This window comes from Paucidesulfovibrio gracilis DSM 16080 (assembly GCF_900167125.1).
Taxonomy (GTDB): domain Bacteria; phylum Desulfobacterota; class Desulfovibrionia; order Desulfovibrionales; family Desulfovibrionaceae; genus Paucidesulfovibrio; species Paucidesulfovibrio gracilis.
Window position 1 is genome coordinate 490,547 of the sequence record NZ_FUYC01000001.1, and the last position, 23,224, is coordinate 513,770.

A 23,224-nucleotide genomic window follows, 5' to 3' on the forward strand; every position below is an offset into this window, starting at 1 on the left:
ATGGTTGCAATTGCGGAACGCCAAGCCTAAAAATAATGATCATGCAAAAGCGTTCTTTTTTGGCCTCCACGCTCTGGCGACGGCACCAAAACCCCTGGAACTGGCTTGTACAACTCCTGGGGGTGCTGCTGGTGGCCCTTGCGGTGTGGCTGCACCGGGGAACCGAAGCCGGAGCCGGACTCGCCCTGTTTCTGGTGGGGATGCTGGATTTCCGTCTGCCGCGGTTCCCGGTTTCCGGGCGCTTTCCCAAACGGATACGGCGGTGGATCCGTGCGGAGGTCGTCTGGGTGAATAAACCCTGGACACGCAGCAAACGGATCGAGGCCGCGCTGCTGTTCCTGGCGACGCTTTTCATGCTGGCCGTACTCTGGTGGGGCAGTTTGCCCGGCCTGGGCCTCACCGTTGGCGGCTTTGTGCTCTTACAGGCCCGCCGCGCCAATCGCGACGCGGGCATTGACCCTTGACTCCCGGTCCCGGGGCTTTGCTTCCCTTTGCCAGCGGCGGGGAAATCCGGTAGGTGCTCCGGGAACACGAGATTATTTGAGGAGAGGATATGCTGGATCTGAAATTTGTACGCGGCAATCTGGACACCGTGCGCGAAGCTCTGACGCGCCGCCGCGCCGCCCTGGATGTGGCCGACTTTGCCGAACTGGATGAACGGCGCCGTGCTCTGACCCGTGAGGTGGAAACCCTCAAGGCCGAACGCAACGCCACGTCCGCAAAGATCGCTCAAAAAAAACGCGCCAAGGAGGATGCCTCCGATCTCATCGCGAGCATGTCCTCGGTGGGCGCGCACATCAAGGAACTGGACGCATCCCTGGAAGAAGTGGAAGAGCGGGAACGCGACTGGCTGCTCTCCTGCCCGAACCTGCTGCACGAAAGCACGCCGGACGGCGAATCCGAGGACGACAACCCCGAAGTACGCCGCTGGGGAACGCCCCGTGACTTTGATTTCCCGATCAAGGACCATGCGGACCTGGGGACGGATCTGGGCCTGGTGGACTTTGAACGCGCCGCCAAGCTCGCGGGGTCGCGCTTTGCCGTGAGCTACGGCTCCGTGGCACGCATGGAACGCGCCCTGGCCATGTGGATGCTGGACACGCACATCAACGAGCATGACATGATCGAGGTGACGCCCCCGTTCATGGTCAACCGCGCCACCATGCAGGGTACGGGCCAGCTGCCCAAATTTGAGGAAGATCTTTTCCGCCTGGACTTCAAGGATTTCTACCTCATCCCTACGGCCGAAGTTCCGCTGACCAACCTGCACGCCGGGGAGGTGTTGGCCGAGACGGATCTGCCCCGCGGCTATTGCGCGTTCACCCCCTGCTTCCGTTCCGAGGCGGGTTCCTACGGCAAAGACACCAAAGGACTGATCCGGCAACACCAATTCCAAAAGGTGGAGATGGTCTATTTCGCGCACCCGGACAACTCCTATGACGTGCTTGAGCAGATGACCGCCCAGGCGGAAAAACTGCTCCAGCGGCTGGAACTGCCCTACCGCGTGATCAGCCTTTGCACCGGGGACATCGGGTTTTCCGCCACCAAGACCTATGATCTGGAAGTGTGGCTGCCTGCCCAGAACAACTACCGGGAAATATCCTCCTGTTCCAACACCGAGGATTTCCAGGCCCGGCGCGCCGATATCCGCTTCCAGCCTGCGGGGTCCAAAAAAAAGGGCTACGTGCATACCCTGAACGGCTCGGGACTGGCCGTGGGCCGCACCCTGGTGGCCGTGCTGGAAAACTACCAGCAAAAAGACGGCTCCATCGTGGTTCCCGAGGTGCTTCGCCCCTACATGGGCGGACTCGAAGTCATTGAGCCAGCAAAATAACTTGATCATGCCGGAATCCCCGGCAAAGACATCCTGAGTCCCCGGACCGGGGGCCATCCTTTACCTGGACGGCCTTTGGTTCGGGACCAGGGACGCCAAACGCTGTTATTTTTTATTGACCCTCCCACCTTTCTGTGAGGCAATCTCATGGCCCTGCTCAGTGCGCGCAATCTCAGCATCTCCTTTGGCGGTCCTCTGCTGTTGGACGACGTGTCCTTCCAGGTGGAAGAGGGGCAACGGGTCTGCATCGTGGGACGCAACGGCCAGGGCAAGTCCACCCTGCTCCGGCTGCTGTCCGGCGACCTGACCCCGGACAGCGGACAGGTCGTGCTCTCCCAGGGCGTTCGTGTGGCCCGGCTTTCACAAAAGGTTCCCGAAGAATTGACCGGCACCATATATGAAGTGGTCACAGCAGGGCTGGGAGAGTCAGGCACACTCCTGGCCCGGCACCAGGAAATCAGCACCCACATTGCTCAGGGGCAGGGTTCCGAGGCGGACCAGAAACAGGCTCTGACGGAACTGGCCCGGCTGGAATCCCGGCTGGAGGAATTAGGCTCCTGGGAGGCGCTCTCCACGGTGGACACGGTGCTCTCGCACCTCAGCCTGGACCCGGCCCCGCGCTTTGAAACGCTCTCTGGCGGATTGAAGCGCCGGGCGCTGCTGGCCCGCGCCCTGGCAGGAAATCCGGACGTGCTGCTGCTGGACGAACCCACCAACCACCTGGACATCGCGTCCATCGCCTGGCTGGAAGAATTTCTGCTCCGCCAGGTCAAAACCCTGGTGTTCATCACCCACGACCGCATGTTCCTGCGCCGGGTGGCCACGCGCATCATTGAGCTGGACCGGGGGCATCTGGCGGACTGGAGCTGTGATTACGACACCTTTCTGGAACGCCGGGACGCACTGCTGGAAAACGAGGAAAAGCAGTGGGCCGAATTCGACAAAAAACTGGCCGCCGAGGAAGCCTGGATACGACGAGGACTCAAAGCCCGCCGCACCCGCAACATGGGCCGTGTCCGCGCCCTGGAACAGATGCGCCGGGACAGGGACCAACGGCGTGAACGCCTGGGCAAGGCCGACCTGAACGTGCAGGAGGCAGGCCGGTCCGGGAAGATGGTGGTCGAAGCCACGGACGTTTCCTTTGCCTGGGACGGCACGCCCGTGTTCCGCAACCTGAACACCACGATCATGCGTGGCGACCGCGTGGGGCTGATCGGTCCCAATGGTGCGGGCAAAACCACCCTGCTCCAGGTGCTCCTGGGCCGCGCCAAGCCGGATTCGGGTACGGTGCGCCTGGGTACGAACCTGGAAATCGCCTATTTCGACCAGCACCGCGAAGAACTTGATCCGGAACGCTCGGTCCGCGACAGCGTGGCCGAAGGAAACGACTATGTCACGGTGGACGGCAACCGCCGCCACGTCATGGGCTACTTGAAAAGCTTTTTGTTCGAGCCGGACCGGGCCGTGTGTCCGGTACGCCTGCTCTCGGGCGGCGAGCGCAACCGCCTGTTGCTGGCGCGCCTGTTCACCCGGCCCTCAAACCTGCTGATCATGGACGAACCCACCAACGACCTGGACGCGGAAACCCTGGAACTGCTGGAAGACCGGCTCATGGAATACCAGGGAACCGTGCTCATCGTGAGCCATGACCGCGCATTTCTGAACAACGTGGTCACCAGCACCCTGGCTCTGGAAGGGGACGGATGCGTGGCCGAATATGTGGGCGGATACGACGACTGGCTCCGGCAACGGCCGGAACCGGTGGTCGAAGTGCCGACCCAAAAACCACGCTCCAAACCCGCGGCAGCGGACCAACCCCCAGCCTCCCCCGCCAAACCGCGCAAGCTCAGCTACAAAGAGCAACGCGAACAGGAACAGCTCACCCAGGAACTGGCCGACCTGCCCGCTCGCATCGAAACGTTGGAATCGGATATCGCCCAGGTTCATGAAGCCATGTCCTCGCCGGAATTCTACAAACGCCCGGCCCAGGACATCACCGAAGCCCAGGACCGGCTCGCGGCCCTGGAAGCAGAACTGGAATCCGCCTTTGCCCGTTGGGAGGAAGCCGAAACCCGCCTGGAAGAATTGGGCAGTAACTAGACAGGCCACCCCCAAACGCCCCCTTCGTGCCGCCGGCAACTTCAATACTGGTGCGCGGCATCGCCTTTTTTATCCAGCATTTCTTTTGTGGTCGGCACCCCAGCGATCCTGACGAGCCTGCGTTTTTTCCTTGCTTAACATTTGCCTTTTCCCCAGGTTGCCGGAGGCTTGTCTGCCCATTACGGCACACCCCCTGCATTCCCGCCTCGGGCGGAAAAAACCGCCCAAATCATACTTTTGCCCGATTTGTTTCCGCATTGGAAACCCCTACCGTATGCTCAAGGGGTTTTCCCATAACCAGGGGGTTCGACCATGCGCAATACCATCACCGCCGTCCGGGCATCCCGGACCATGCGCCTTACCACAACGGCCTTGCTGCTGGGACTGCTTCTTCTTGCGGCGGGTCCGGCCCGGGCCGCCACCATGGGATTCGAAGCCGTAGAGGGGCTTTTCCCCACCGGCAGCATTTTCATGGACGTGGACGGTAACGACGATGCCGCCACCTTTACCCTGCGCAACACCGGAGACGGCGCCATTACCGCCATTTATTTCGATTGGGGAGCCATGGCCGGACTGTTCGGCGATCCTTCAAACGTGGACGACAGCCTGCCCGGCGTGACCTATACGGACAGCCAGGGGGACTGGTACTCCGCCACACCGTGGAACATGCCCGGCGGCGCAGGACTGGACGATCCCTTTGTGGCGGACTTCGGGTTGGGACCGCAGCATCGCGGCGGTGTGCCGAACAACGGCATCGGAGAGGCGGAATTTCTTTCCGTGACCTGGAATCTGGCCGGGCTGGACTTTCAAACCCTGCTGAACGCCATGAACAACGGTGAGATCCGGGTCGGGCTGCACGTGCAGAGCCTGGCCGACGGCTCCAGCGCCAGCGGCATATCGGCCACGCCCATCCAGGGAACGCTGCTCCTGCTCAGTTCCGGGCTTCTTGGATTATTGGTCTTCCGCCACCGCACCCGCGATTAACGAAACAAAACCCAAAAACAGCCACGGCTTTCGGTCGCGGCTGTTTTTTTTGCGCGGAGCACTCTCCGCTGCTCAGGGCGAAACAGATGCGTTGTCGGTAATCAGCATATTGAGCAACGCCAATCGTTTACGATTTTCCGGCGTGTCCCGAAAGGCCATGACCAGGGGCTTGCGCTTCAGTTCCTTCAAAAACTTAATATTCCCCAGAGCCATGCGTTCGGCCAGATATTGCATTACCGCGCTGTCCGTAATGGCTGCGGAAATATGCCCGCGTGAGAGTTTTTTCAGCAGGGAAGTCTCGCTGGGCAGCAGGGTTACGTTCTCGGCATACTGCTTTGCCAGCCGCGCCACAGGCTCGGGATACGCATAGGTGCGAATCAACCCGACGTATTGCTCTTTGAACAACGTTTCCAGGTCGGTCCACTCCACGTTTGACCCGGCATACGTCATGACGGAAACATCCGACCATGCCAGCGGCTCAGAGGCCAGAAAGCCGGGCTGAACCTCTTCGGGCCATGCCGGAAAATACCCCACAAATTCAGGCTCTTTGGCAAACTCCTGTGCCCTGGCCCAAGGATAAAATTCAACCAGCAACTGAACATCGACCGCCTTGAGCAGGCAGCGCAACCGCTGCACCGCATTCCCTTGGGTGGCCATTTCCGCGCCGGAATACGGCTCCCAGTTCAGCGACGCCACGCGCCAGGATTCATTCACCTTCGCCGGACCCGATCCGCCGTAGCCGGAATTATCCCGGGCAACCGAAAAAACCACACTCCCCAATAACGCGAGGCAGCAGACCACCACAGCAACACTGTTCACTCTTTTGGACATTGAACACCACCCTGATTAGCGTCATCCGTTGCATGCCCTTTCCCGGTTCAGCAAACGCTATCATGTTTCGGATACGGTTGTCATGAGCGAAGCGGTCCAACTTTCCCCCGACGGTCGCAATCAGGCCAGGGCCACCAGATCGTAGGTCTTGGCCTCTTGCACCTCGGCCCGCACGATGCGGCCCGGGAAAAACGGGTTGCCCGGATCGGAACTCACGTACACCACGCCGTCCACCTCGGGTGCCTGAAACCAGGCCCGCCCCGTATACAGCCCCGGCCAGTCCTCGTGCGGCGCCTCCACCAGCACGTCGATGTCCTCGCCCACCCAGCGTTCCATATTGTCCTCACTGATGGCGGCCTGGATGCGCATCAGCTCTTCGCGGCGGGCTTCCTTCACCCCCTCGGGAACCTGGTCGTCCATTTCCGCGGCGGGCGTGCCTTCCTCGGCTTGATACGCGAACACTCCCAGATGCGTGAACCGGGTCTCGCGCACAAAATCACAAAGCGCATCAAAATGAGCATCCGTTTCCCCCGGGTAGCCCACGATCATGCTGGTGCGCAGGGCCGGATCATCGAAATGCTGCCGCACCCGGTCGATGACCCGGCGAGGATCACGCGCAAAGGGGCGGCCCATGGTCTTGAGCACATCGGGATGGGCATGTTGCATGGGGATATCAAAATAGGGCAGAAACGGACGGCCCGCATCGGCCAGGAAAGAAAGCAGATCGTCGGTGAGACCAGCGGGATACAGATACATGAGCCGCAACCATTCCAGCCCTTGAATGGGCAAAAGCCGCTCCAGCAGGGTGCGCAGATCCCAATCCACCGGCAAATCCGAGCCGTAGGAGGCCACGTCCTGGGCCACGAGCACCAGCTCCGGCACGCCCTGGAGGATCAGATCCTCGGCTTCGGCCGCCAGGCTTTCCACGCCGAAACTCGTCTGCGGGCCGCGAATGTCCGGAATGGTACAGAACGCACAACGGTGGGAGCAGCCCTCCCCGATCTTCAAATACGCGTAGGCCGGGCCAGTGGAGAGGCGACGCGGCAAGTCGGGATCAGCGTCTCGGGCCAGACTCCCGCGCACCAGTTCCGGCCAGCGGTCCATCTCCCGCGTGGTCAGCCAGATGTCCACATCGGGCATCTCATGCATAAGCTCCTGCCCGTAGCGGCTGACCAGACATCCGGCCACAGCCAGCACCGGACGCGGCTCCATGCCCGCGATGGTTTCCTGTACCGCCAGGATGGCGTCCACGGACTCCTCCACGGCCGGACGAATGAAGCCGCAGGTGTTGATAAGCACCAGATCGGCGTTTTCCGGATGACCCGCCGGGACCACCTCGGGACCGAGACTGCCGAGCAGTCGCTCGGTGTCCACACGGTTTTTGGGGCAGCCGAGGCTCACGGCATGCACTCTCAGGGTATTGCTGTTCATGGCCCGCATGTACTCCAAAGCCCGGCGGCTGAAAAGCCCGCAAATCACGGCCCGGCCCTTGCGCTTCCGGCGTGATGCGGTATACTGACGATACTTTTCTTCGTTCAAGGGGCACAAATGAGCGAACAGCAGACCAACCATCAATCCTTGGAATATCAAGTGGGCATTGTGGGAGACCGGCGCTCTCTGGCCGTGTTTCGCGACTCCCTGGGCCACGGCACCTGCCAGGGCATCCTGGAACGGACCAATGTCCGGGCCACGGCCCTATTCAACGAATCCACCCATACCCAGGAAGCGCTTCCCGGAATTCCCGCCTACGGTGATTACCAGGAAATGCTTTCCCAGCACCCGGAAATCAACCTCGTACTGGAAACCAGCGGCTTGCCCCGCAATGTCGCGGCACTGCGTGGAGACCTGCCCAGCCGGGTCATTCTGGTGGAGCGGGCCGCAGCCGGGTTCTTTCTGCATCTTTTCCCGCCCGAAGAGTTGTGGAAGGCCTGCCGCATGGACCTGAACGCCACCCAGTCCCTGCTGTCCACGGTCATTGACCAGTTGCCGGAAGACATCCTTTTTCTGGATACGGACGGCTTGATCATCGGCGTCAATCAATCCGTGCTGCACGACCTCGGCCTACCACGGCGGGAAATCATGGGACGCCGGGTCAAGGATATCTTCCAGGGCATGGAAACCCATCGGGACGCGACCAGCTGCCCCGCCGAGGAACCCCTGGAACGCACCCTGCGCACGGCCCAACCTCAGGAAGCGCTCTGCACCAGCGTGGATCCTTTCGGTCGTATGCACTACTTTCGGGTATACACTTCGCCCATCCTTGAAGATGGGGTACTCAGCCGCGTTGTGTTCATCCGGCGGGACATCACCCAGCGAACGGAAATGGAAAACCGACTCCAGCAATCCGAAAAGCTGGCCTCCATCGGCGAGCTTTCCACCTACATCGCCCATGAAATCCGCAATCCCCTGTTCGCCATTTCCGGATTCGCCAACTCCCTGCTGCGGGGGGACAATCTGGACGAAGCCACGCAAAACAAGCTCGGCATTATTTTGGATGAATCAAAACGCCTGGACACCATCCTGAAAAGCATCCTCAACTTCACCCGGCCCACGGAGCAGCGTGAAACCGAATGCAACGTGCTGGCCGTGGCCCGCGAGACCATGGACGTCATGGACCTGGCCGCCCGGTCGCAAAAAATACAGACCAGCCTGGAGGGCCGGCCCGGCCTGCCCCAGGTCCGCGCGGACCCGGAACTCATCAAGCAATGCCTGATCAACCTGATCAAAAACTCCCTGGAAGCCATGCCCGACGGCGGCGAACTGCGCATCTCGGCCCGGCTCAGAAAGGGATTTGTGGCTCTGCGCGTGGCCGACACGGGCCACGGCATCCCCGCCAACATCCGCGACCGCGTGTTCAGCCCGTTCTTCAGCACCAAAGGCAAGGGCGCGGGTCTGGGGCTGGCCATGATTCGTAAGATCATGGACGACATTGGCGGAGACGTGACCCTGACCAGCCGGGAAGGCGACGGCACCCAGATCACCCTGCTGCTGCCTCCGCTCCTGGCGGTTGCCAAGCCGTCCGACGAGGGGTAATAATCCTCTGCATTCCTTGCCCTGCGTCCCTGCGCCTGCTGTTGTTCCCCCGCGGCCGGTTCCAGCGGGTCGCTGGGCATGGCTCTGTCCTCGGCCCCACATCCACCCCACCAATCCCGCTAGGAGGCAATCCGTGCGCGCTGTTGTTCTGGCCACCCGCAATCAAGGTAAAATCCGTGAATTTTCCGCCCTGCTCCACAATCTCGGCATGGAGGTCAAAGGGTTGGACCAATTCCCGGAAATCGGCGACATCCCGGAAACCGGCGCCACCTTTTTGGAAAACGCCCGCATCAAGGCAGAGGCCGTGGCCAAGGCCACCGGCCTGATCGCCGTGGCCGACGACTCCGGGCTGGCCGTGGACGCCCTGGACGGCGCACCCGGCGTCCACTCGGCCCGCTACGCCGGAGAGCACGGCGACGCCGATGCCAACAACGCCAAACTCCTCGACGCGCTGGACAACCTGCCTGACGAGCAGCGCACCGCCCGATTCGTCTGCTGCATGTACGCCTGCACACCGGACGGCACCGCGATCCACGCCCAGGAAAGCTGGGAAGGACGCATCGCGCATGGCTATTCGGGCCAAAGCGGGTTTGGATATGACCCCATCTTCTTTGATCCGGAATTGGGCCGCACCGCTGCGGAAATGGCGCCTGATGAAAAGAACGCCCGCTCCCACCGTGGCAAGGCATTGGCCAAACTCCTCCAGCAATGGCCCGGTTTTCTGGCGCAGGTGGCGGAATAGCTGCTTTTCGGCCCTTGTCTTGCATGCATCCTCGCACCAGCCCGTGGCCGCTCGGAAGCACGCCCCGGTCCATGCACGGCAACCCTGCGTTTTCCGGCCGGATCGGTGATGATGGGCAGATCCCCTGCCAGGTTCCTGCGGCGGTACACGGCATGTTTTTGACGTCCCCGGGCTGACGTGTGCCGGGCTTGTGACGCGCTACCGCGCCGCACCCCGTCGCACCACACAAGGGAACGAGTCATCAACCGCGTATTTCCGGCTCCCGGGCCGGAATTTCGGAGGCCGTCCATGATCAATTCCAACGGCACCACCAACTATGCCGTCATCCTGGCCGCAGGCAGCGGCGAACGTATGGGCTTTTCCACGCCCAAACAATTCCTCAAGCTTGCGGGCCGTACCGTCATCGAACACACCCTGGCCGCGTTTCAGGACCATCCCCTGATCCATGAAATCTTCATCGTGGTATCGCCCAAGGACCGACTCTACCTTGAGGAACTGCTGCTCAAAAATCCCGTGCCCAAGGTCACCCGCATCCTGGGCGGCGGCGCCACCCGCAAGGACAGCTCCTGGGCCGGAGTGGGCGCCATTCCCGCTGACGCGCTCGACCATGCCAACATCCTCATGCACGACGCGGTGCGTCCCTTCGTGACCCGGCGGATCATCACGGAGACCATTGAGGCGCTCCAGCATCACGAGGCCGTGGATGTGGCCGTGCCTGCCGTGGATACGATTATTTCCGTGGACGACGAAAATTTCATCCGCGACATTCCGGACCGCTCCGCCCTGCGCCGCGGCCAGACCCCCCAGGGGTTCCGCGCCGCTGTGCTCAAAAAGGCGCACGAACTCTCCCACGCGGATCCGGATTGCAGCGTGACGGACGACTGCAAGCTTATCCTGAAGTATAATCTCGGGGACGTGTTCGTGGTCCGTGGTGAGGAAAAAAACATCAAAATCACCTATCCGGAAGATTTGTTCCTGGCGGACAAAATTTTCCAGGTCAACTCCTCGGCCCTGGAGGACGGTCCTCCGCTGCGACGCATTCAGGATAAGGTCGTGACCGTGTTCGGCGCCACCAAGGGCATTGGCCAGGCCGTCATGGAACTGGGGGAACACTACGGCGGCCGGATGCACGGCTTTGCCGCCTCCTCCGGGTGCGACGTTTCCAACCCCGAGGACGTGCGCCTGGCCCTGCAACACGTCATGCAGACCGAAGGACGCATCGACGCAGTGGTGAACACGGCGGGAATCCTTCGCTCCGGCCGACTGGCCGATCGTGATCCCGCGGACATTGAACGGGAAATCGCGGTGAACTATCTCGGTTCCATCAACGTGGTACGCGCCGCCCTTCCGCTGCTGCAAGCCACCCGGGGGGGCATCTGCCTGTTCACGTCCAGCTCCTTTACCCGGGGCCGCAGCCTCTACACGATCTATTCCTCATCCAAGGCCGCCATCGTGAATCTGGTGCAGGGTGTGGCCGAAGAAGCCGCACCCCAGGGCGTGCGCATCAACGCCATCAATCCCGAACGCACGGCCACGCCCATGCGCGTGGAAAATTTCGGGCCGGAACCGCCGGAATCGCTGCTCACGGCCCGGGCCGTGGCCGAGGCCACCATCAAAACCCTGTTTGCAAACTTTTCCGGAACCGTCGTGGACGTGCGGCGTTCGTCCGCCTCCCTTTAGAATCGCGTCCCTTTTTTGAAACCGGACCGGTTGAACAGAACGAAACCATAGAAGTAGGCCACATGGAACTGGATGCCAAAACCCTTGCCCTGCTGCACCGCGTGGCCCGGCTCACCCCTGCGCAGCCCCGCCGCGTAGCCGTCATGGGCCGGGGGCAAGGCAGCTTCGGCGGCAATGCCAAGTACGCCTTTCTGCACCTGCTGACCAATGCCCCGGATCTGGACACGTTCTTTGTGACCCTGGATCCGGGAACCTACCGCGAACTTCGGTCTGCGGGTCTGCCCTGCGAACTGTTTCCCCAGGGCGATTCCGTGCAGCGTATCGCCTCGGCAGGCACATTTCTTGCCGACGACTTCCATTTCAAGGATTCCCCGCTCGCGCCCCTGCTGCACAACGCGCGCATCGTCCAGCTCTGGCATGGCGTGGGCTTTAAAAAAATCGGATTCCTTGAGGCTGAGTCCGGTCTGGACCTTACCACGGAGCGACGCGACTACCTGCGCCGTATGTATTCCGGCTATGATGCCCTGGTCTCCACCTCCCCGTTCTACACCGAACATCTCTTTTCCACCTGCTTTGAAAGCCGGGAGATCATTGAAACCGGGTATCCACGCAACGACGTATTTTTCCGCCGTCCCACCCGCCAGGATATGATCTGCTCCAGCCCGGAACTGTACGGCCAGGTGCGCCGTCTGGCCAAGGAGCGTACCGTGGCCCTGTTCGTCCCCACCTTTCGCGACGGCGGCGGGGACTTCATCACCCAGGCTGCCTTGGATCTGCCCGCCCTGGATGCCCAGCTCGGCAGCATCAATACGACCCTGGTCCTCAAGATGCACAGCTTCAGCAACCATTACCAGGGGCTGCGCTTCCAAAACATCCTGCACTGCCCCAACCATCTGGACATCTATCCGCTCATGCCCCTGTTCCACGGGCTGATTACCGACTATTCCTCCATCTTCACGGATCACCTGCTGCTGGACAAGCCACAGATCTTCTTTCCCTACGACTGGGACGACTACACCGGAGCCAACCGCGAACTGCAATTCGACTACGACTGGATTACGCCCGGTCCCAAGGCCCGCGACCAACAAGCCCTGTTGGAAGCCCTGCAAGACCTGGCCGCCGCCCGGGACACGCACCAGGAAAAGCGGCATGAAATCGCCAGACTCGCCTTTTCCGACCATGATGGCAACGCGGGACAACGCCTGCTGGACCGAATGCGCGGCTGGATGCGCTGAGCAGCCGAACAAGCGGCGTTCACCCCGCGCAAGGCGACCCGTGCCGCCCCGCAGGATCCAACATTGAACCGGTGTTTTTTACGTTCACTTGTCTTGACTTTAGATTGAAAATGAATTTCATTATCTATCAATTCGTGCCACGGATTCGCCAACGCCATCATCCGCTGCTTTTTGGACGCAGCAACACTTGATGGCCCTTACCTTCACAATCCTGTTGCAACAACCCGACACTATTTTCCCACCAACGAAAAGGAGAGACCATGCTGGTCACCACACCGCAAACCGACTTTGAACCTATTCATTCCATGCTGATGAATAACTCATTGTCATCCAAGGCCATTATAGGTGCCGTGGAACTGCACATTTTCGACCGTCTGGATGGACGCGCCCTGACAGCGGCAGCCCTTGCCGAGGAAGGAGGATGGGTGACCACAAGGCTGGAACCGCTGCTGGACATTTTGGTGGCGGCGGACCTGCTCACCCGAAACAACGGGGAATACACCAACACCCCGGTCGCGTCCGAATTTCTCGTGACCACGGCCCCCCTCTATCAAGGCGATTGCATGGCTCTGACCATGCGCTTTGCATCCAGCGTTGAAAACGCCATTGCCGAACTCGTGGCAGGCGGCGAAGTGGACCGTACCGAAGCGGACAACGGCTGGGCGCTGGAAAAGGTCATGGAGGGAACGGCCCAGGATGCCTGCGGCGTGGCCCTGCCCCGTGTGGTGCAGCTCGTTGCCGGGCTGCCGGGGTTCCACGATTTTCGAACTATGGCCGACGTCGGCGGCAACCATGGACACTACACCATGGGCGTGTTGGAACAAAACCCGGACATGCGGGGAACGATTTTCGATCTGCCCCATGTGGCCGAGCAGTCACGGCTGCGTTGCGAACGGTTCGGCTTTGGCGACCGCATTGCAACACAGGGACTGGACTTCCGTAAGCAAGCTTTGCCCGCCGGACAATTCGACCTCATTTTGATGTCCCATATCCTTTACGGCTTCAAGGGAGACCTGGGTTCCACGCTTGGCAAAATCGCGGACGGACTCAAACCGGGCGGCTGGTTCGTGTCCCACCATTTTTCACGGCATCAAACCAACGGCGGGGAAATGGCCAAAGCTTCCCTGGAACTGATCACCCGCCTGGCGGGGTACCCCTCCCACTTCATTGAGCAGGAAGAACTCTCGGAACACCTTGCCTCCGCAGGATTCACGGATGTTCGTTTCGAACCTGTCTCGGCAAAGGGTCTCGGGCTGATGACAGCGGCACGCAAGCCCGCATAGCACGACTGTGGGAAAATCTGACGGAACCACGACCAGGCCCGGCATGATCACCCCGAGCCTGGTCGCACCGTTTGGCTTTGCCTTGCGCACGGACGTACCGCGACAGACCATATCCTCCGTATCTGGGCTTCGAGAAACAATCGCGGCGTCCTGCGATAAAAAGCTTTACTTTGCTCATGGAATGATCCATAAGGAGGAACTCAGCGTGACTGGACGCACGACTATTTCTTACTTCCTACCGGGGAACGCACGTTCCACTTCGGTTCCAAGAACTACTCTCCGTACCAGAGCCAACCAATTTCTGCCTGAGCATCTCAGGTTCGACCGCTGTCGCGCGCAGTCGTCATCATTTCTTCTCACCCAAGGCTCTTATGACCTTTACGAGTTTTTCCTTTGACAAGCGTATCGACGCCTGTGTCAAAGCCTGCGGCTACGAAACGCCGACCCCGATCCAAAATCAAACGATCCCGCTCATCCTTCAAGGCCATGACGTCATGGGACAGGCGCAGACCGGCACTGGTAAAACAGCCGCCTTTGCCCTGCCCATTTTGCAGCGTCTTCTGGACGGCGGCCCTGCCGGGAATACGCCCAAAGCCCTTGTGCTGGCTCCCACCAGGGAGTTGGCTTTGCAGATCAATCAGAATTTCAATGAGCTTTCCCGCAACACCGGAATTCGTACGGCTGTTGTGATTGGCGGCGTGAGCATGGGTTCACAGATCAGAGCCTTGCGCTCTGCCAATATCGTCATCGCCTGCCCGGGCCGTCTCATTGCCCTCCTTGCACAAAAAGCGGTCTCCCTGCGGGGCGTCGAAACCCTGGTGCTTGACGAGGCTGACCGCATGCTCGACATCGGATTCCTGCCCGACATCAAGCGAATCCTTGCCAAGCTCCCGGCCAAACGCCAAAACCTGCTTTTTTCCGCTACCATGCCCAAGGCCATGCAGGTGTTCGCCCGGCAATTGCTTGTGGAACCCAAAAGCGTGAAAATCGACGCAACCTCTCCGGTGGCCAGCATCGAGCATACGTTCTACAGGACGCACAGCAGCGGCAAGACTCGGCTTCTGGAAGATCTGATCAAGCAGACCAAGCACAACAACATGATCATCTTCACCAGGACCAAACGAAAAGCAAAAAAATTGTCGCTCCAGCTGGACAAACGCGGCTACCGGGCCACGTTCCTGCAAGGCAACATGAGCCAGGGACAGCGCGAAAAAGCCCTCAAGGGCTTTTGCTCAGGCAAGTTCCCGATCATGGTGGCCACGGACATCGCTGCCCGCGGTATTGATTGCGACCGCATCACGCACGTGATCAATTATGACATGCCGGATACCGTGGAAGCATACACGCACCGCACGGGCCGAACCGGACGGGCCGGACGGTCGGGAACGGCCGTCAGCCTGGTGACCCAGGACGACGCGGCCCAACTCCGGGCCATCCAGCGAGCCATAAAGATTTCCGTTGAACAACAAACGTTCACCCCGAAATCGCGCACGGTGTCACCAAAGACCACGGAAATGCCCACACGGGACAAGGTGGCCAAGCGTCCCGGCCAGAACCGGAAACGTTCTTCCAGACCCGGGCCGCAAAGCGCATAGCAAGCACGGTCATTGCCCGGCAGCCCGGGTGGCCATGCACAGTTTTCGATATACCTATCGCATTTTCCAACAACGCCAACGCCGCAACAATAACGGCACGGCACAACAACTTAGGAGAAATCATGTCTAAAAACCTATACGTCGGCAATCTGGCCTGGAGCTCTACGGAACAGGAAGTTCGCAACGCTTTTGAAGCCTTTGGCGAAGTGACCTCTGTCAAGCTGATTGAAGATCGCGAGACCGGCCGCCCCCGTGGCTTCGGCTTCGTGGAAATGAGCAACGACTCCGAGGCGCAGGAAGCCATCAACGCTCTGAATGGTCAGGATCTTGGCGGCCGCAACATCAAGGTCAACGAAGCCAAGCCCCGTACGGAGCGTCCGCGCTGGTAGGCTTTGCCTCCACGAGAACGGATACAACGCCGTCCCTCTTGGGGGGCGGCGTTTTCAAATTCACGGAACGACGTTTTTTGATCAACGCCCCCGGCAGGGAAACCACAAAACATCCCCCAACGCCCGATTCGGCGTCCCCGTCGTTTTCGTCCATCGACCCTGTGCACTACACGAGGTGCGAACTCTCCTTAAATACAACACCGTAAAACGCTACCTTTCGTAGCCATTTAAAAAGGGAAGTCTATGGCAAAGCCGAACTACAGCTATGTAAAACGCCAGAAGGAATTGGCGAAAAAGAAAAAGAAAGAAGAAAAAAGGAAAAACAAACTTGCCAAAAAGCTTGCCAATGAAGAGAGCGACAAGTCAGCGGAGGAACAGGACTCTGTGGATGAATCCTAATCCGCCCCTTATTTCCGGGTCCAGGTGATACGCACTTGGACCCCTTTTTTTTGGCATAAGGTCAAAAAACCAGTGCACCCCCAAACGTCGCCACCCGGAATCCGTTGCGGGGCAATGCGCATAACATTCCGTAACACAATACTATTTCTGACTCCCCACGAATCGCGTTATTGTGGTAAACAGGCCCATGCACGACAAGAGCATCCAACAGCGCATTGACACCCTCCGTAAAGACATCAACCTGAACCGAGCAACGCCCTCCGCCCTGGAGGAGTTGGCCCGGAACGCACGTTCCCGATCCTTTGATAAGGGCCAATACGTGTTTCGAACCGGCGACACGGCCAACCTCTACTATCTTGTGGAAAGCGGACGCGTGGTGCTGTCCCGGGAATCTCCGTCAGGCAAGGCCTTCACCTTTCTTCTGGCGGAACGGGGAACCCCACTGAACGCTGTTGCCTGCTTCAAGGAGCGCACCCGCTTCTTTTCCGCGCGTGTGCTGGAACGGGCCGAACTGCTCTCCATCCCCTGCCGTACCTTCCGGGACTGGGTACAGGCCAATCCCGACGTGGCCATCGGTATCATCAACACCATGGGGGATCTGCTCGACGGCGCCTACACCCGCATCCTCGGCATGATTGACGGCAGTGCCGAGGAACGTATTCTCAATGCGTTGAGCATGCTCTCCTCTCGAATCGGACCGGACCTGCCCCTGACCAACGCGGATGTGGCGGAGCTGGTGGGTACGTCCCGCGAAACCGCAGCGCGCATCGTTTCCCGGCTGCAGGAGTGCGGACTCGTGCGCAAAACCCGCGGCACCATCCGGATCATCGACAAGTCCAGTATGGACAGCGCCTCCACCAGCCCTTTTTTCATCATCTGACTCCGATCCCTGGCTTCAGTGACTGCGATCATTGTTGCTCCCCGTCCTCTCCCCTATGCTTTTCTTTTGCCCTACCGAGGCTCACTGCCTTGACCCCGACCGGCCGGCCCGTGCGGTTCAGCTTGCCTGACCAACGGCAGCCCAGGCTGGAAGCTGGAAAACAACGCTTCACAGGTGCTCAATGAAAGGATATTTCGTCACGTTTTTCACTCAGCAGAACCGAACGCATCAGGATGTTCCCTTGGCCCGATGGATCATCGAAGAAGCGAAAAAACTCGGCATTCGCGGAGCAACGCTTTTTTCCGGCAAACAAGGATTCGGACATGACGGACGTTTTCACTCCGACAACTATTTCGATCTGGAAGATCCGCCCGTGCAGGTGGGCCTGGCTCTGACGCCAGAGGAATGCGACAAGCTGATGGACCGGTTGGAAACAAACCATGTCCGCGTCTTTTTTACAAAAGCAGCGGTTGAATTCGGTTTCACGTCGGAACACTGACGTTCCCCGCCAAAAGCCTTCCAATGGCTTTGACCAACCACTGCGTTTCCGGCACCAGCCTCCCATACAACCATAAAAAAAAGCGGCGGACCTCCTGTCCTCCGCACAGGAACAGCTATGATCGGTCCTTATGTCAACGGAGCCGCACTTTTTGTCGGAAGTGTTGCCGGGGCTTTCATCGGCCCGAAACTCAACACCAACATCCGGCAGCAAATGCCCATGGTCTTTGGATGCGCCTCCATGGGGCTGGGCGTTGCCATGATCGTCAAGGTCCAACTCCTTGCCCCGGTGGTTTTGGCGCTGGTTGTGGGGGCGTTGTTCGGGGAACTCATCCGGCTGGAAGCGGCAATCCAGCATCTCGCGGGAAAGACGCGGCATCTATTGGCCAGGATATCCCCCCCCACCGACGAACTCAGCCAGGAGGAATTTTTAGACAAATTCGTGGCTCTGCTGGTGCTCTTCTGCATGAGTGGAACAGGCATTTACGGCTCCATGAGCGAAGGGATGACAGGAGATCCCACACTGCTCATCGTGAAAGCCATCCTCGATCTGTTCACCGCGCCCATCTTTGCCTCAACCATGGGACTCTCCGTCGGCATATTGGTGCTCCCACAATTCGCCATTCAGGCGCTGCTGTACCTCGGCGCATCCATGATCCTTCCGCTGACCACCCCGGAGATGCTGGCGGATTTCTCGGCCTGCGGCGGCATCATCATGCTCGCCACGGGCTTTCGCATTTGCGGCATTCAACAATTCCCAGTGGCCAGCATGATTCCTGCCCTGCTCCTGGTCATGCCCTTGTCCTGGCTTTGGGCCACTTTCTTCTAGCCGATACAATGGGTGGGAAGGACTGATATCCCCATACAGAACAGTGTCAGGCTGCGTTGTTCATCCGGCAACTTCGGAAAATTGTCTGGAAGAGAGGATAGAAGACGATAAAAAACCCAAAAAAGGCAGCATAAACGGCAGGCATCCCAAATTGTTCGCTGGCGCACAAAAAAGCTCGCCCTTTGCTTCCGGCGCAACGCGTACGAACGCCCCCGCCGCATGCCCCTCAGAGCATGGATGATTGCACCTGATTCCTGCCCTTCTCCTTTGCCCGGTACAAGGCCTTGTCGGCTTCCTGCAGCAGTTTGTCGAGCAAAGCCTTGCCGTTTGTTTCCGCCTGGCATGCATCAATGGTGAAATAAGCGATCCCCACACTCACGGTCACGCCGATCCTGTTTCCTTCATAGACTGAGACGGTGTTTTCGACCTCGCTCCGCAATCGCTCTGCCAGATTCCTCGCGCCCTCAACGTCTGTTTCCGGAAGCAAAATCGCGAATTCCTCGCCGCCATATCGCCCGACAACGTCACTGGCGCGGAGGACGTTCCTGAATGTCTTGGTGACGTTTTGCAATACAAGATCGCCAGCAAGATGGCCGTACGTGTCATTGACCCGCTTGAAGTGATCGATATCGATCAAAAGGAACGCCAACCGGCCGCCATACCGGGAAACCCGGTTGACCTCGACCATGCAGGTCTCCACAAAAAAACGCCTGCCATACACCTGGGTCAGGGCATCCATCGAAGCCATTTTGTGCAGTTTTTTCAGCAGACGCCTGTTTTCGGTTATGTCATAGAGCAGGACGGCAAACCCAAGACCTCTGCCGCTCGATGAGACAATCTTGGTGGTAGACACGCTGAAATAAAGAGCTTCTCCGTCATGAAAAAATTCGACATCAACAGGCTCCTCACCCATTGTTTGGATCTTGTCCATAAATGCTTCATGTTCCCCAAACACTTCATACGCGTTCAGGCCGATCGCCTCCTGCCGCAATTCAGGCAGCACGCGGCTCGCAAACTGATTGTAATCCGCGATATTGAAATCCTTATCCAAAACCAAAACCGGCGTACGCATGGTCTCGAACACTTTGGCGCGGGCGATGGGGGCAATATTGAACATCAGCAGCCTTGTCATGGCGATCGAAAAAACGGGAATGGGCAATGTGAGGTAAAAAGGCTCCATGTCGATGCCCGGAAGGGTAATGCCCAATTGCTCCAAAAAATTACCACACCAGGGAAGAAGCGACGCAAGAAAAATCGCATTCGCCTGTTTCTTGCGGTATCCCCCGGCTTTTCGCGTCATGGCATAAAACAACACGACCCCGGCAAAACTCAGTAGCTGCGCATAGGCAAACTGCACATAATACCATACTCCCTTCCCAAAGGAGGCCACGGGAAATGGACCACTGTCATCAACGCCGAACTCACTGTAATACAAATGATGGTAGCTGTTTGTATACAACAAGACCACTGTTATGACCGGCAGGACGAATAGTGCCGCATATAGCACTCTGCTTTTTATTTTGTATCTGTTATATTCGTACGCAAACAGAAACCAAAATACGGGGATGAATGGAATGCCGAGGTATTCAATCTTCAGAGCAAAGAATATTGTTTCCGCAGAATATCCGGAAAGCTCAAGCATGTACCCAAGGGAGTACAGAAAGACACTGACCATGAAAAGAATAAAGGATCTTCCACCGTCCGTTTTGTAAACCCTTAGCGAATAGTATATCAAGCTCAGAACACCTGAGCATGATAAACACAAAATAAATATTGCGAGAAACCTCAACGACATTTATCCGCTCTCATATCGAACAGCTTTGCCCCATCACTCCGCCCCATGCTTCCATGCCAGCCGACCAACCATTTTTTTTCTGGGAAAATGAAGAGATACCTTTAATCGCTTCAGAGGTAAACGACGTGAACATACTAAGCGACATAATTCGGCGCAACTTTTTCCAATATAAAGGCAACGGTGTACTGGCTGAGGACTTCGGTCCGCACAAGAAAGCTATTTAGCTGACCTCAAAACCTCATCAAGCCAGGGCTGGGACGGAAGTTCCAACACTTTCTTTTTCGAACCTTGGCTTTTCATAACCAGAGGAGTATGTTGACAGCGAACCAATATCACAAAGGTTAATACTGTGAGCAACTATCTAGACTCCCTGCCTGTTAACAAAGAAGTACTACCTGACTTGTTCAAAAAACTTCTTGAACCTATCTCCATCGAAAATCCAAACGAAATGGTTGAGGTCGCAGCGCGTTTTAACAAAGACACCAATGGTCCGAACCGTGAATACTACCATATGTCTATGGTAACAGTACCAGAAACCGACTCAGTTTCCCTGGACACTTTCGACAACATTCCTTCTGAGGGTGTTGCATCATTTTCAATTCCAACATGTTCCAACAAAGGCGGTTTGTCCGAAGGGTACCACCGCCCTCGCCTGGATCATATCGTTGCGTCATGGGGCGATTGTTCGTTCTACAATTTCAACCTTTCTGAAGATGTTTGGATGACAATGGGGCTGACTCCGCGATGCGTGGGAGGAGATGACCAACGCATTGTGTACGACGATCTTTCAGTTCCTGTCATAGGCGTAGCCAAAGGAGAGATTTCCAGCGAATTTTACTACCAACCAAGCAGAGACATTCACTGGAAAATGAAAAATGACTACCTTCGGCAATACCTATGGCAAAAAGGACATGTAGGCGTAAGAGCCTTTTATTACGAGGGATATGTTCAAAAGCCAGAAGCATATGAGCCACTTCTAGACGATGGCTTCTTTTCAGATGCTCCCGAAGCTGGCTGGTATGATCTCAGGCTAGTTACAACACAGCATGGGATACTATTTCAGGCTCAGGCCGCTGTAATCGCTATCACTCCAGATAGATGTGAAGACAGGGATGTTCACGAACTAATCTGGCCTGGAGACGATGCTCCCATGACAAAAGCCAGAACCGAAAAATTCCCTAGCCAATCAATATATCTGCGAGACTCATTTCTTGAAAAATACGAGAAAAACAGTGTCTACTCCTCTATGCCCTACAAGTATTATGACAAGTTCGGATGCAGCCCCGGCTACAAAGGACAATGGGACTTTACAGAGTGTACAAGGGTAGGTCGGAACCTAATCAGAACACCAGTCCGTGAACTATACAAACCTAAGCCTGACGCTGAGATATTTCATGCTTTTTCCTACGCCATCACTGAAGAAGAAGCCAAGCAATTCGATTTTGAGCAGGAACACATCGTATCGAAAGTATTCCGTTTTGTAGATGAGATAGTCGGATTTGGAAATAATCTACATGCGCTAGCCGGAAGAATTGGCGCTCACCAGCATACGCCAGAAGAATACACAGGATTCTCCCCTGCTGAAATAGAGTACAGTCACTGGGCCAAATATCCAATCCTATCCAAGCTCGCACAAGTCGCCCCTTTAGATATGCCAGAACAAGATTTCCTCTCAAGGTGTAAAACCCTTAGTGAGGTTCTAGGCAGGATTAAAAGCGGGCCACTTAGACGAATACTGGTCATTGCAGGGTGTGACCAAGATCATCTTTCGAAACTGAGAGGTTTCAAATTGATCGAAGTCCTATCCAATTTACTTGAATACCTAGCTGAAAATCTTGAATCAGTTGAGGCTTTCGAGGGCTGCGCACCAGCCATTGATTGGAAGCAACGTAGCCGAATCGTTGCTCCGATCTTTATTACCAATGATCTTCGAAATGCTGATGCACACGAAAGCGTAAAGCAATGTATCGATGCGCTTGAAAGAATTGGATTCGACCACGCAAACCTAAGCGACGGATATGGGTTAGCTTTAGATTATGTCTTTGACAGAGTTGTCGAGTCCTTAGCTACTCTAAATTCCAACATGGAAAAATCATTCAACCAGCCCTAACTCTTAACTAACGAGGATAAAATGAATAAGGACGAAATTGCCGTAAAGTTACTCCAAATAGGATTCTCACACGATCAACAAATCGAAGCTATCGGGGAACTTGGATTTGACTGCTCCTATTTCAGCATAAGTGACAACTTGGAAGAGCTAGCTCTCGATGTCATCGGGATTCCTTCTGACAACACTGTTGAGTTGATCAAACAATATGGCGAAGAGGAAGGAATGGCTCATCCCGATTTATTTTGCAGAGATTGGTACACCAACGTTATTTATGAAACCATGAAAACCGGCTCCGAAATCGAAGCATTTCGTGCGATCAAAACGATAAAAGAAGATTATGCGAAGCATCTTCAGGAAGAATCTTGACACCTCCGTATCAACGTCCTCTCAAGCCCACACTAAACAGGGCTACCAAAGAGCGTATTGCAATATACGATTATTGAAATTCCTCGGCTGAACGACGACCCTAAAGAAGGTTCGGTGTTTATGTTTTTAGGAAAAGGTAGATTCCATGAATGCTATTGAAAAGAGCTAGACCACAAGATTGATAAAGCCTAGAAGGCGATGGACTATACTAAATCTGAGCCTCAACCTTCAAAAACCTTACACATCCCACTTTCCAAGCAAATCCGAAAGGATAAACACACTTAGCCGGAAGCCGTGGCAAAACCACACATTCCAACCCTGCGCGATTACTACCTAAAAATTAAGGCTCTCCATCAAATAAAGGGGCAATCGCGAAGAATTCCTAAAAAAAGGGTCTGGCAAAACGACTCGCCAGACCCTACAAGCGAACTCGATTCCGACTAAAAAAAGGAGTTGAGCTTGTGGAGCGGATTCTAATTGGATTGCCGGATGTTACAATCAAAAAGATCGTGTCTGTTCAGCCTGCGGTGATCGAAGTTGAGTACACTGGTCAGCCAGCCTGTCCTCACTGTCAAAGCCGGGCATTGCGCCTCAAAGACAGTTTTTGGCGGTTCATACGCAATGTGCCGTTTCGCGGTCGT

20 protein-coding genes and 1 pseudogene are annotated in these 23,224 nt (G+C 57.1%); 18 read left to right on the forward strand and 3 right to left on the reverse strand.

Annotation, left to right across the window (positions count from 1 at the left end):
• Positions 1–41: 41 nt before the first annotated feature.
• From B5D49_RS02185 to B5D49_RS02200, 4 genes are all read left to right on the forward strand, one after another.
• Positions 42–464, forward strand: coding sequence for a hypothetical protein (locus tag B5D49_RS02185; protein ID WP_144019054.1), 423 nt, complete (start codon positions 42–44; stop codon positions 462–464).
• An 89-nt stretch (positions 465–553) separates the two neighbouring features.
• A complete protein-coding gene (gene serS / locus B5D49_RS02190; RefSeq protein WP_078715997.1) occupies positions 554–1,834 on the forward strand; it encodes a serine--tRNA ligase in 1,281 nt (426 codons plus the stop codon).
• A 147-nt stretch (positions 1,835–1,981) separates the two neighbouring features.
• Positions 1,982–3,934 (forward strand): ATP-binding cassette domain-containing protein, encoded by a 1,953-nt coding sequence (locus tag B5D49_RS02195; protein WP_078715998.1) that lies wholly within the window; start codon positions 1,982–1,984, stop codon positions 3,932–3,934.
• A 312-nt stretch (positions 3,935–4,246) separates the two neighbouring features.
• Positions 4,247–4,918: a hypothetical protein gene (locus B5D49_RS02200; protein WP_078715999.1), complete on the forward strand. Its 672-nt coding sequence runs from the start codon at positions 4,247–4,249 to the stop codon at positions 4,916–4,918.
• 72 nt (positions 4,919–4,990) lie between these two features.
• On the opposite strand, the gene B5D49_RS02205 is transcribed toward B5D49_RS02200, so the two are convergent.
• The gene (locus B5D49_RS02205; RefSeq protein WP_078716000.1) at positions 4,991–5,749 is read right to left on the reverse strand and encodes a type 2 periplasmic-binding domain-containing protein; all 759 of its coding nucleotides are present in this window, start codon (positions 5,747–5,749) and stop codon (positions 4,991–4,993) included.
• A gap of 120 nt (positions 5,750–5,869) precedes the next feature.
• Entirely contained in the window at positions 5,870–7,180 is a 1,311-nt protein-coding gene (gene rimO, locus B5D49_RS02210; RefSeq protein ID WP_144019055.1) for a 30S ribosomal protein S12 methylthiotransferase RimO, read from the reverse strand.
• Between the two features lie 117 nt (positions 7,181–7,297).
• Between rimO and B5D49_RS02215 the strand changes: the two genes are divergently transcribed.
• The 11 genes from B5D49_RS02215 (at position 7,298) to B5D49_RS02260 (ending at position 18,312) form a co-directional block, all read left to right on the forward strand.
• Entirely contained in the window at positions 7,298–8,782 is a 1,485-nt protein-coding gene (locus B5D49_RS02215) for a two-component system sensor histidine kinase NtrB (RefSeq protein WP_078716001.1), read from the forward strand.
• A gap of 133 nt (positions 8,783–8,915) precedes the next feature.
• Complete coding sequence (locus B5D49_RS02220; protein WP_078716002.1) at positions 8,916–9,524, forward strand: XTP/dITP diphosphatase; 609 nt, start codon at positions 8,916–8,918, stop codon at positions 9,522–9,524.
• Positions 9,525–9,812: 288 nt separating this feature from the next.
• Entirely contained in the window at positions 9,813–11,204 is a 1,392-nt protein-coding gene (ispD, locus tag B5D49_RS02225; protein ID WP_078716003.1) for a 2-C-methyl-D-erythritol 4-phosphate cytidylyltransferase, read from the forward strand.
• Between the two features lie 62 nt (positions 11,205–11,266).
• Positions 11,267–12,439 carry a CDP-glycerol glycerophosphotransferase family protein gene (locus B5D49_RS02230; RefSeq protein ID WP_078716004.1) on the forward strand — a complete coding sequence of 391 codons (1,173 nt, stop codon included), beginning with the start codon at positions 11,267–11,269 and terminating at the stop codon, positions 12,437–12,439.
• 260 nt (positions 12,440–12,699) lie between these two features.
• Complete coding sequence (locus B5D49_RS02235; RefSeq protein ID WP_078716005.1) at positions 12,700–13,722, forward strand: methyltransferase; 1,023 nt, start codon at positions 12,700–12,702, stop codon at positions 13,720–13,722.
• A 371-nt stretch (positions 13,723–14,093) separates the two neighbouring features.
• The gene (locus B5D49_RS02240; RefSeq protein ID WP_078716006.1) at positions 14,094–15,317 is read left to right on the forward strand and encodes a DEAD/DEAH box helicase; all 1,224 of its coding nucleotides are present in this window, start codon (positions 14,094–14,096) and stop codon (positions 15,315–15,317) included.
• Positions 15,318–15,439: 122 nt separating this feature from the next.
• Positions 15,440–15,706 carry an RNA recognition motif domain-containing protein gene (locus B5D49_RS02245; protein ID WP_078716007.1) on the forward strand — a complete coding sequence of 89 codons (267 nt, stop codon included), beginning with the start codon at positions 15,440–15,442 and terminating at the stop codon, positions 15,704–15,706.
• Positions 15,707–15,949: 243 nt separating this feature from the next.
• Positions 15,950–16,105 (forward strand): hypothetical protein, encoded by a 156-nt coding sequence (locus tag B5D49_RS14925; RefSeq protein ID WP_200806756.1) that lies wholly within the window; start codon positions 15,950–15,952, stop codon positions 16,103–16,105.
• 187 nt (positions 16,106–16,292) lie between these two features.
• Positions 16,293–16,985: a Crp/Fnr family transcriptional regulator gene (locus tag B5D49_RS02250; RefSeq protein ID WP_078716008.1), complete on the forward strand. Its 693-nt coding sequence runs from the start codon at positions 16,293–16,295 to the stop codon at positions 16,983–16,985.
• Positions 16,986–17,166: 181 nt separating this feature from the next.
• The gene (locus B5D49_RS02255) at positions 17,167–17,484 is read left to right on the forward strand and encodes a DUF190 domain-containing protein (protein ID WP_078716009.1); all 318 of its coding nucleotides are present in this window, start codon (positions 17,167–17,169) and stop codon (positions 17,482–17,484) included.
• A gap of 117 nt (positions 17,485–17,601) precedes the next feature.
• Positions 17,602–18,312, forward strand: coding sequence for a DUF554 domain-containing protein (locus B5D49_RS02260; protein WP_078716010.1), 711 nt, complete (start codon positions 17,602–17,604; stop codon positions 18,310–18,312).
• Positions 18,313–18,538: 226 nt separating this feature from the next.
• Here B5D49_RS02260 and B5D49_RS02265 read toward each other — a convergent pair whose 3' ends face one another.
• The gene (locus B5D49_RS02265) at positions 18,539–20,107 is read right to left on the reverse strand and encodes a histidine kinase N-terminal 7TM domain-containing diguanylate cyclase (protein ID WP_078716011.1); all 1,569 of its coding nucleotides are present in this window, start codon (positions 20,105–20,107) and stop codon (positions 18,539–18,541) included.
• A gap of 349 nt (positions 20,108–20,456) precedes the next feature.
• On the opposite strand from B5D49_RS02265, the gene B5D49_RS02270 reads away from it, so the two are divergent.
• The 3 genes and pseudogenes from B5D49_RS02270 to B5D49_RS15005 form a co-directional block, all read left to right on the forward strand.
• Positions 20,457–22,217 carry a hypothetical protein gene (locus tag B5D49_RS02270; RefSeq protein ID WP_144019056.1) on the forward strand — a complete coding sequence of 587 codons (1,761 nt, stop codon included), beginning with the start codon at positions 20,457–20,459 and terminating at the stop codon, positions 22,215–22,217.
• 21 nt (positions 22,218–22,238) lie between these two features.
• The gene (locus tag B5D49_RS02275) at positions 22,239–22,583 is read left to right on the forward strand and encodes a hypothetical protein (protein WP_078716013.1); all 345 of its coding nucleotides are present in this window, start codon (positions 22,239–22,241) and stop codon (positions 22,581–22,583) included.
• Between the two features lie 461 nt (positions 22,584–23,044).
• A pseudogene (locus B5D49_RS15005) lies at positions 23,045–23,224 on the forward strand (hypothetical protein); the annotation flags it as partial.

What these genes read in the sequence shown, in the direction of transcription:
- B5D49_RS02185 (WP_144019054.1), top strand. Translation starts at nt 42, where the DNA reads ATGCAAAAGCGTTCTTTTTTGGCCTCCACGCTCTGGCGACGGCACCAA.
- serS (WP_078715997.1), top strand. Translation starts at nt 554, where the DNA reads ATGCTGGATCTGAAATTTGTACGCGGCAATCTGGACACCGTGCGCGAA.
- B5D49_RS02195 (WP_078715998.1), top strand. Translation starts at nt 1,982, where the DNA reads ATGGCCCTGCTCAGTGCGCGCAATCTCAGCATCTCCTTTGGCGGTCCT.
- B5D49_RS02200 (WP_078715999.1), top strand. Translation starts at nt 4,247, where the DNA reads ATGCGCAATACCATCACCGCCGTCCGGGCATCCCGGACCATGCGCCTT.
- B5D49_RS02205 (WP_078716000.1), bottom strand. Translation starts at nt 5,749, where the DNA reads ATGTCCAAAAGAGTGAACAGTGTTGCTGTGGTGGTCTGCTGCCTCGCG.
- rimO (WP_144019055.1), bottom strand. Translation starts at nt 7,180, where the DNA reads ATGAACAGCAATACCCTGAGAGTGCATGCCGTGAGCCTCGGCTGCCCC.
- B5D49_RS02215 (WP_078716001.1), top strand. Translation starts at nt 7,298, where the DNA reads ATGAGCGAACAGCAGACCAACCATCAATCCTTGGAATATCAAGTGGGC.
- ispD (WP_078716003.1), top strand. Translation starts at nt 9,813, where the DNA reads ATGATCAATTCCAACGGCACCACCAACTATGCCGTCATCCTGGCCGCA.
- B5D49_RS02230 (WP_078716004.1), top strand. Translation starts at nt 11,267, where the DNA reads ATGGAACTGGATGCCAAAACCCTTGCCCTGCTGCACCGCGTGGCCCGG.
- B5D49_RS02235 (WP_078716005.1), top strand. Translation starts at nt 12,700, where the DNA reads ATGCTGGTCACCACACCGCAAACCGACTTTGAACCTATTCATTCCATG.
- B5D49_RS02240 (WP_078716006.1), top strand. Translation starts at nt 14,094, where the DNA reads ATGACCTTTACGAGTTTTTCCTTTGACAAGCGTATCGACGCCTGTGTC.
- B5D49_RS02245 (WP_078716007.1), top strand. Translation starts at nt 15,440, where the DNA reads ATGTCTAAAAACCTATACGTCGGCAATCTGGCCTGGAGCTCTACGGAA.
- B5D49_RS14925 (WP_200806756.1), top strand. Translation starts at nt 15,950, where the DNA reads ATGGCAAAGCCGAACTACAGCTATGTAAAACGCCAGAAGGAATTGGCG.
- B5D49_RS02250 (WP_078716008.1), top strand. Translation starts at nt 16,293, where the DNA reads ATGCACGACAAGAGCATCCAACAGCGCATTGACACCCTCCGTAAAGAC.
- B5D49_RS02255 (WP_078716009.1), top strand. Translation starts at nt 17,167, where the DNA reads ATGAAAGGATATTTCGTCACGTTTTTCACTCAGCAGAACCGAACGCAT.
- B5D49_RS02260 (WP_078716010.1), top strand. Translation starts at nt 17,602, where the DNA reads ATGATCGGTCCTTATGTCAACGGAGCCGCACTTTTTGTCGGAAGTGTT.
- B5D49_RS02265 (WP_078716011.1), bottom strand. Translation starts at nt 20,107, where the DNA reads ATGTCGTTGAGGTTTCTCGCAATATTTATTTTGTGTTTATCATGCTCA.
- B5D49_RS02275 (WP_078716013.1), top strand. Translation starts at nt 22,239, where the DNA reads ATGAATAAGGACGAAATTGCCGTAAAGTTACTCCAAATAGGATTCTCA.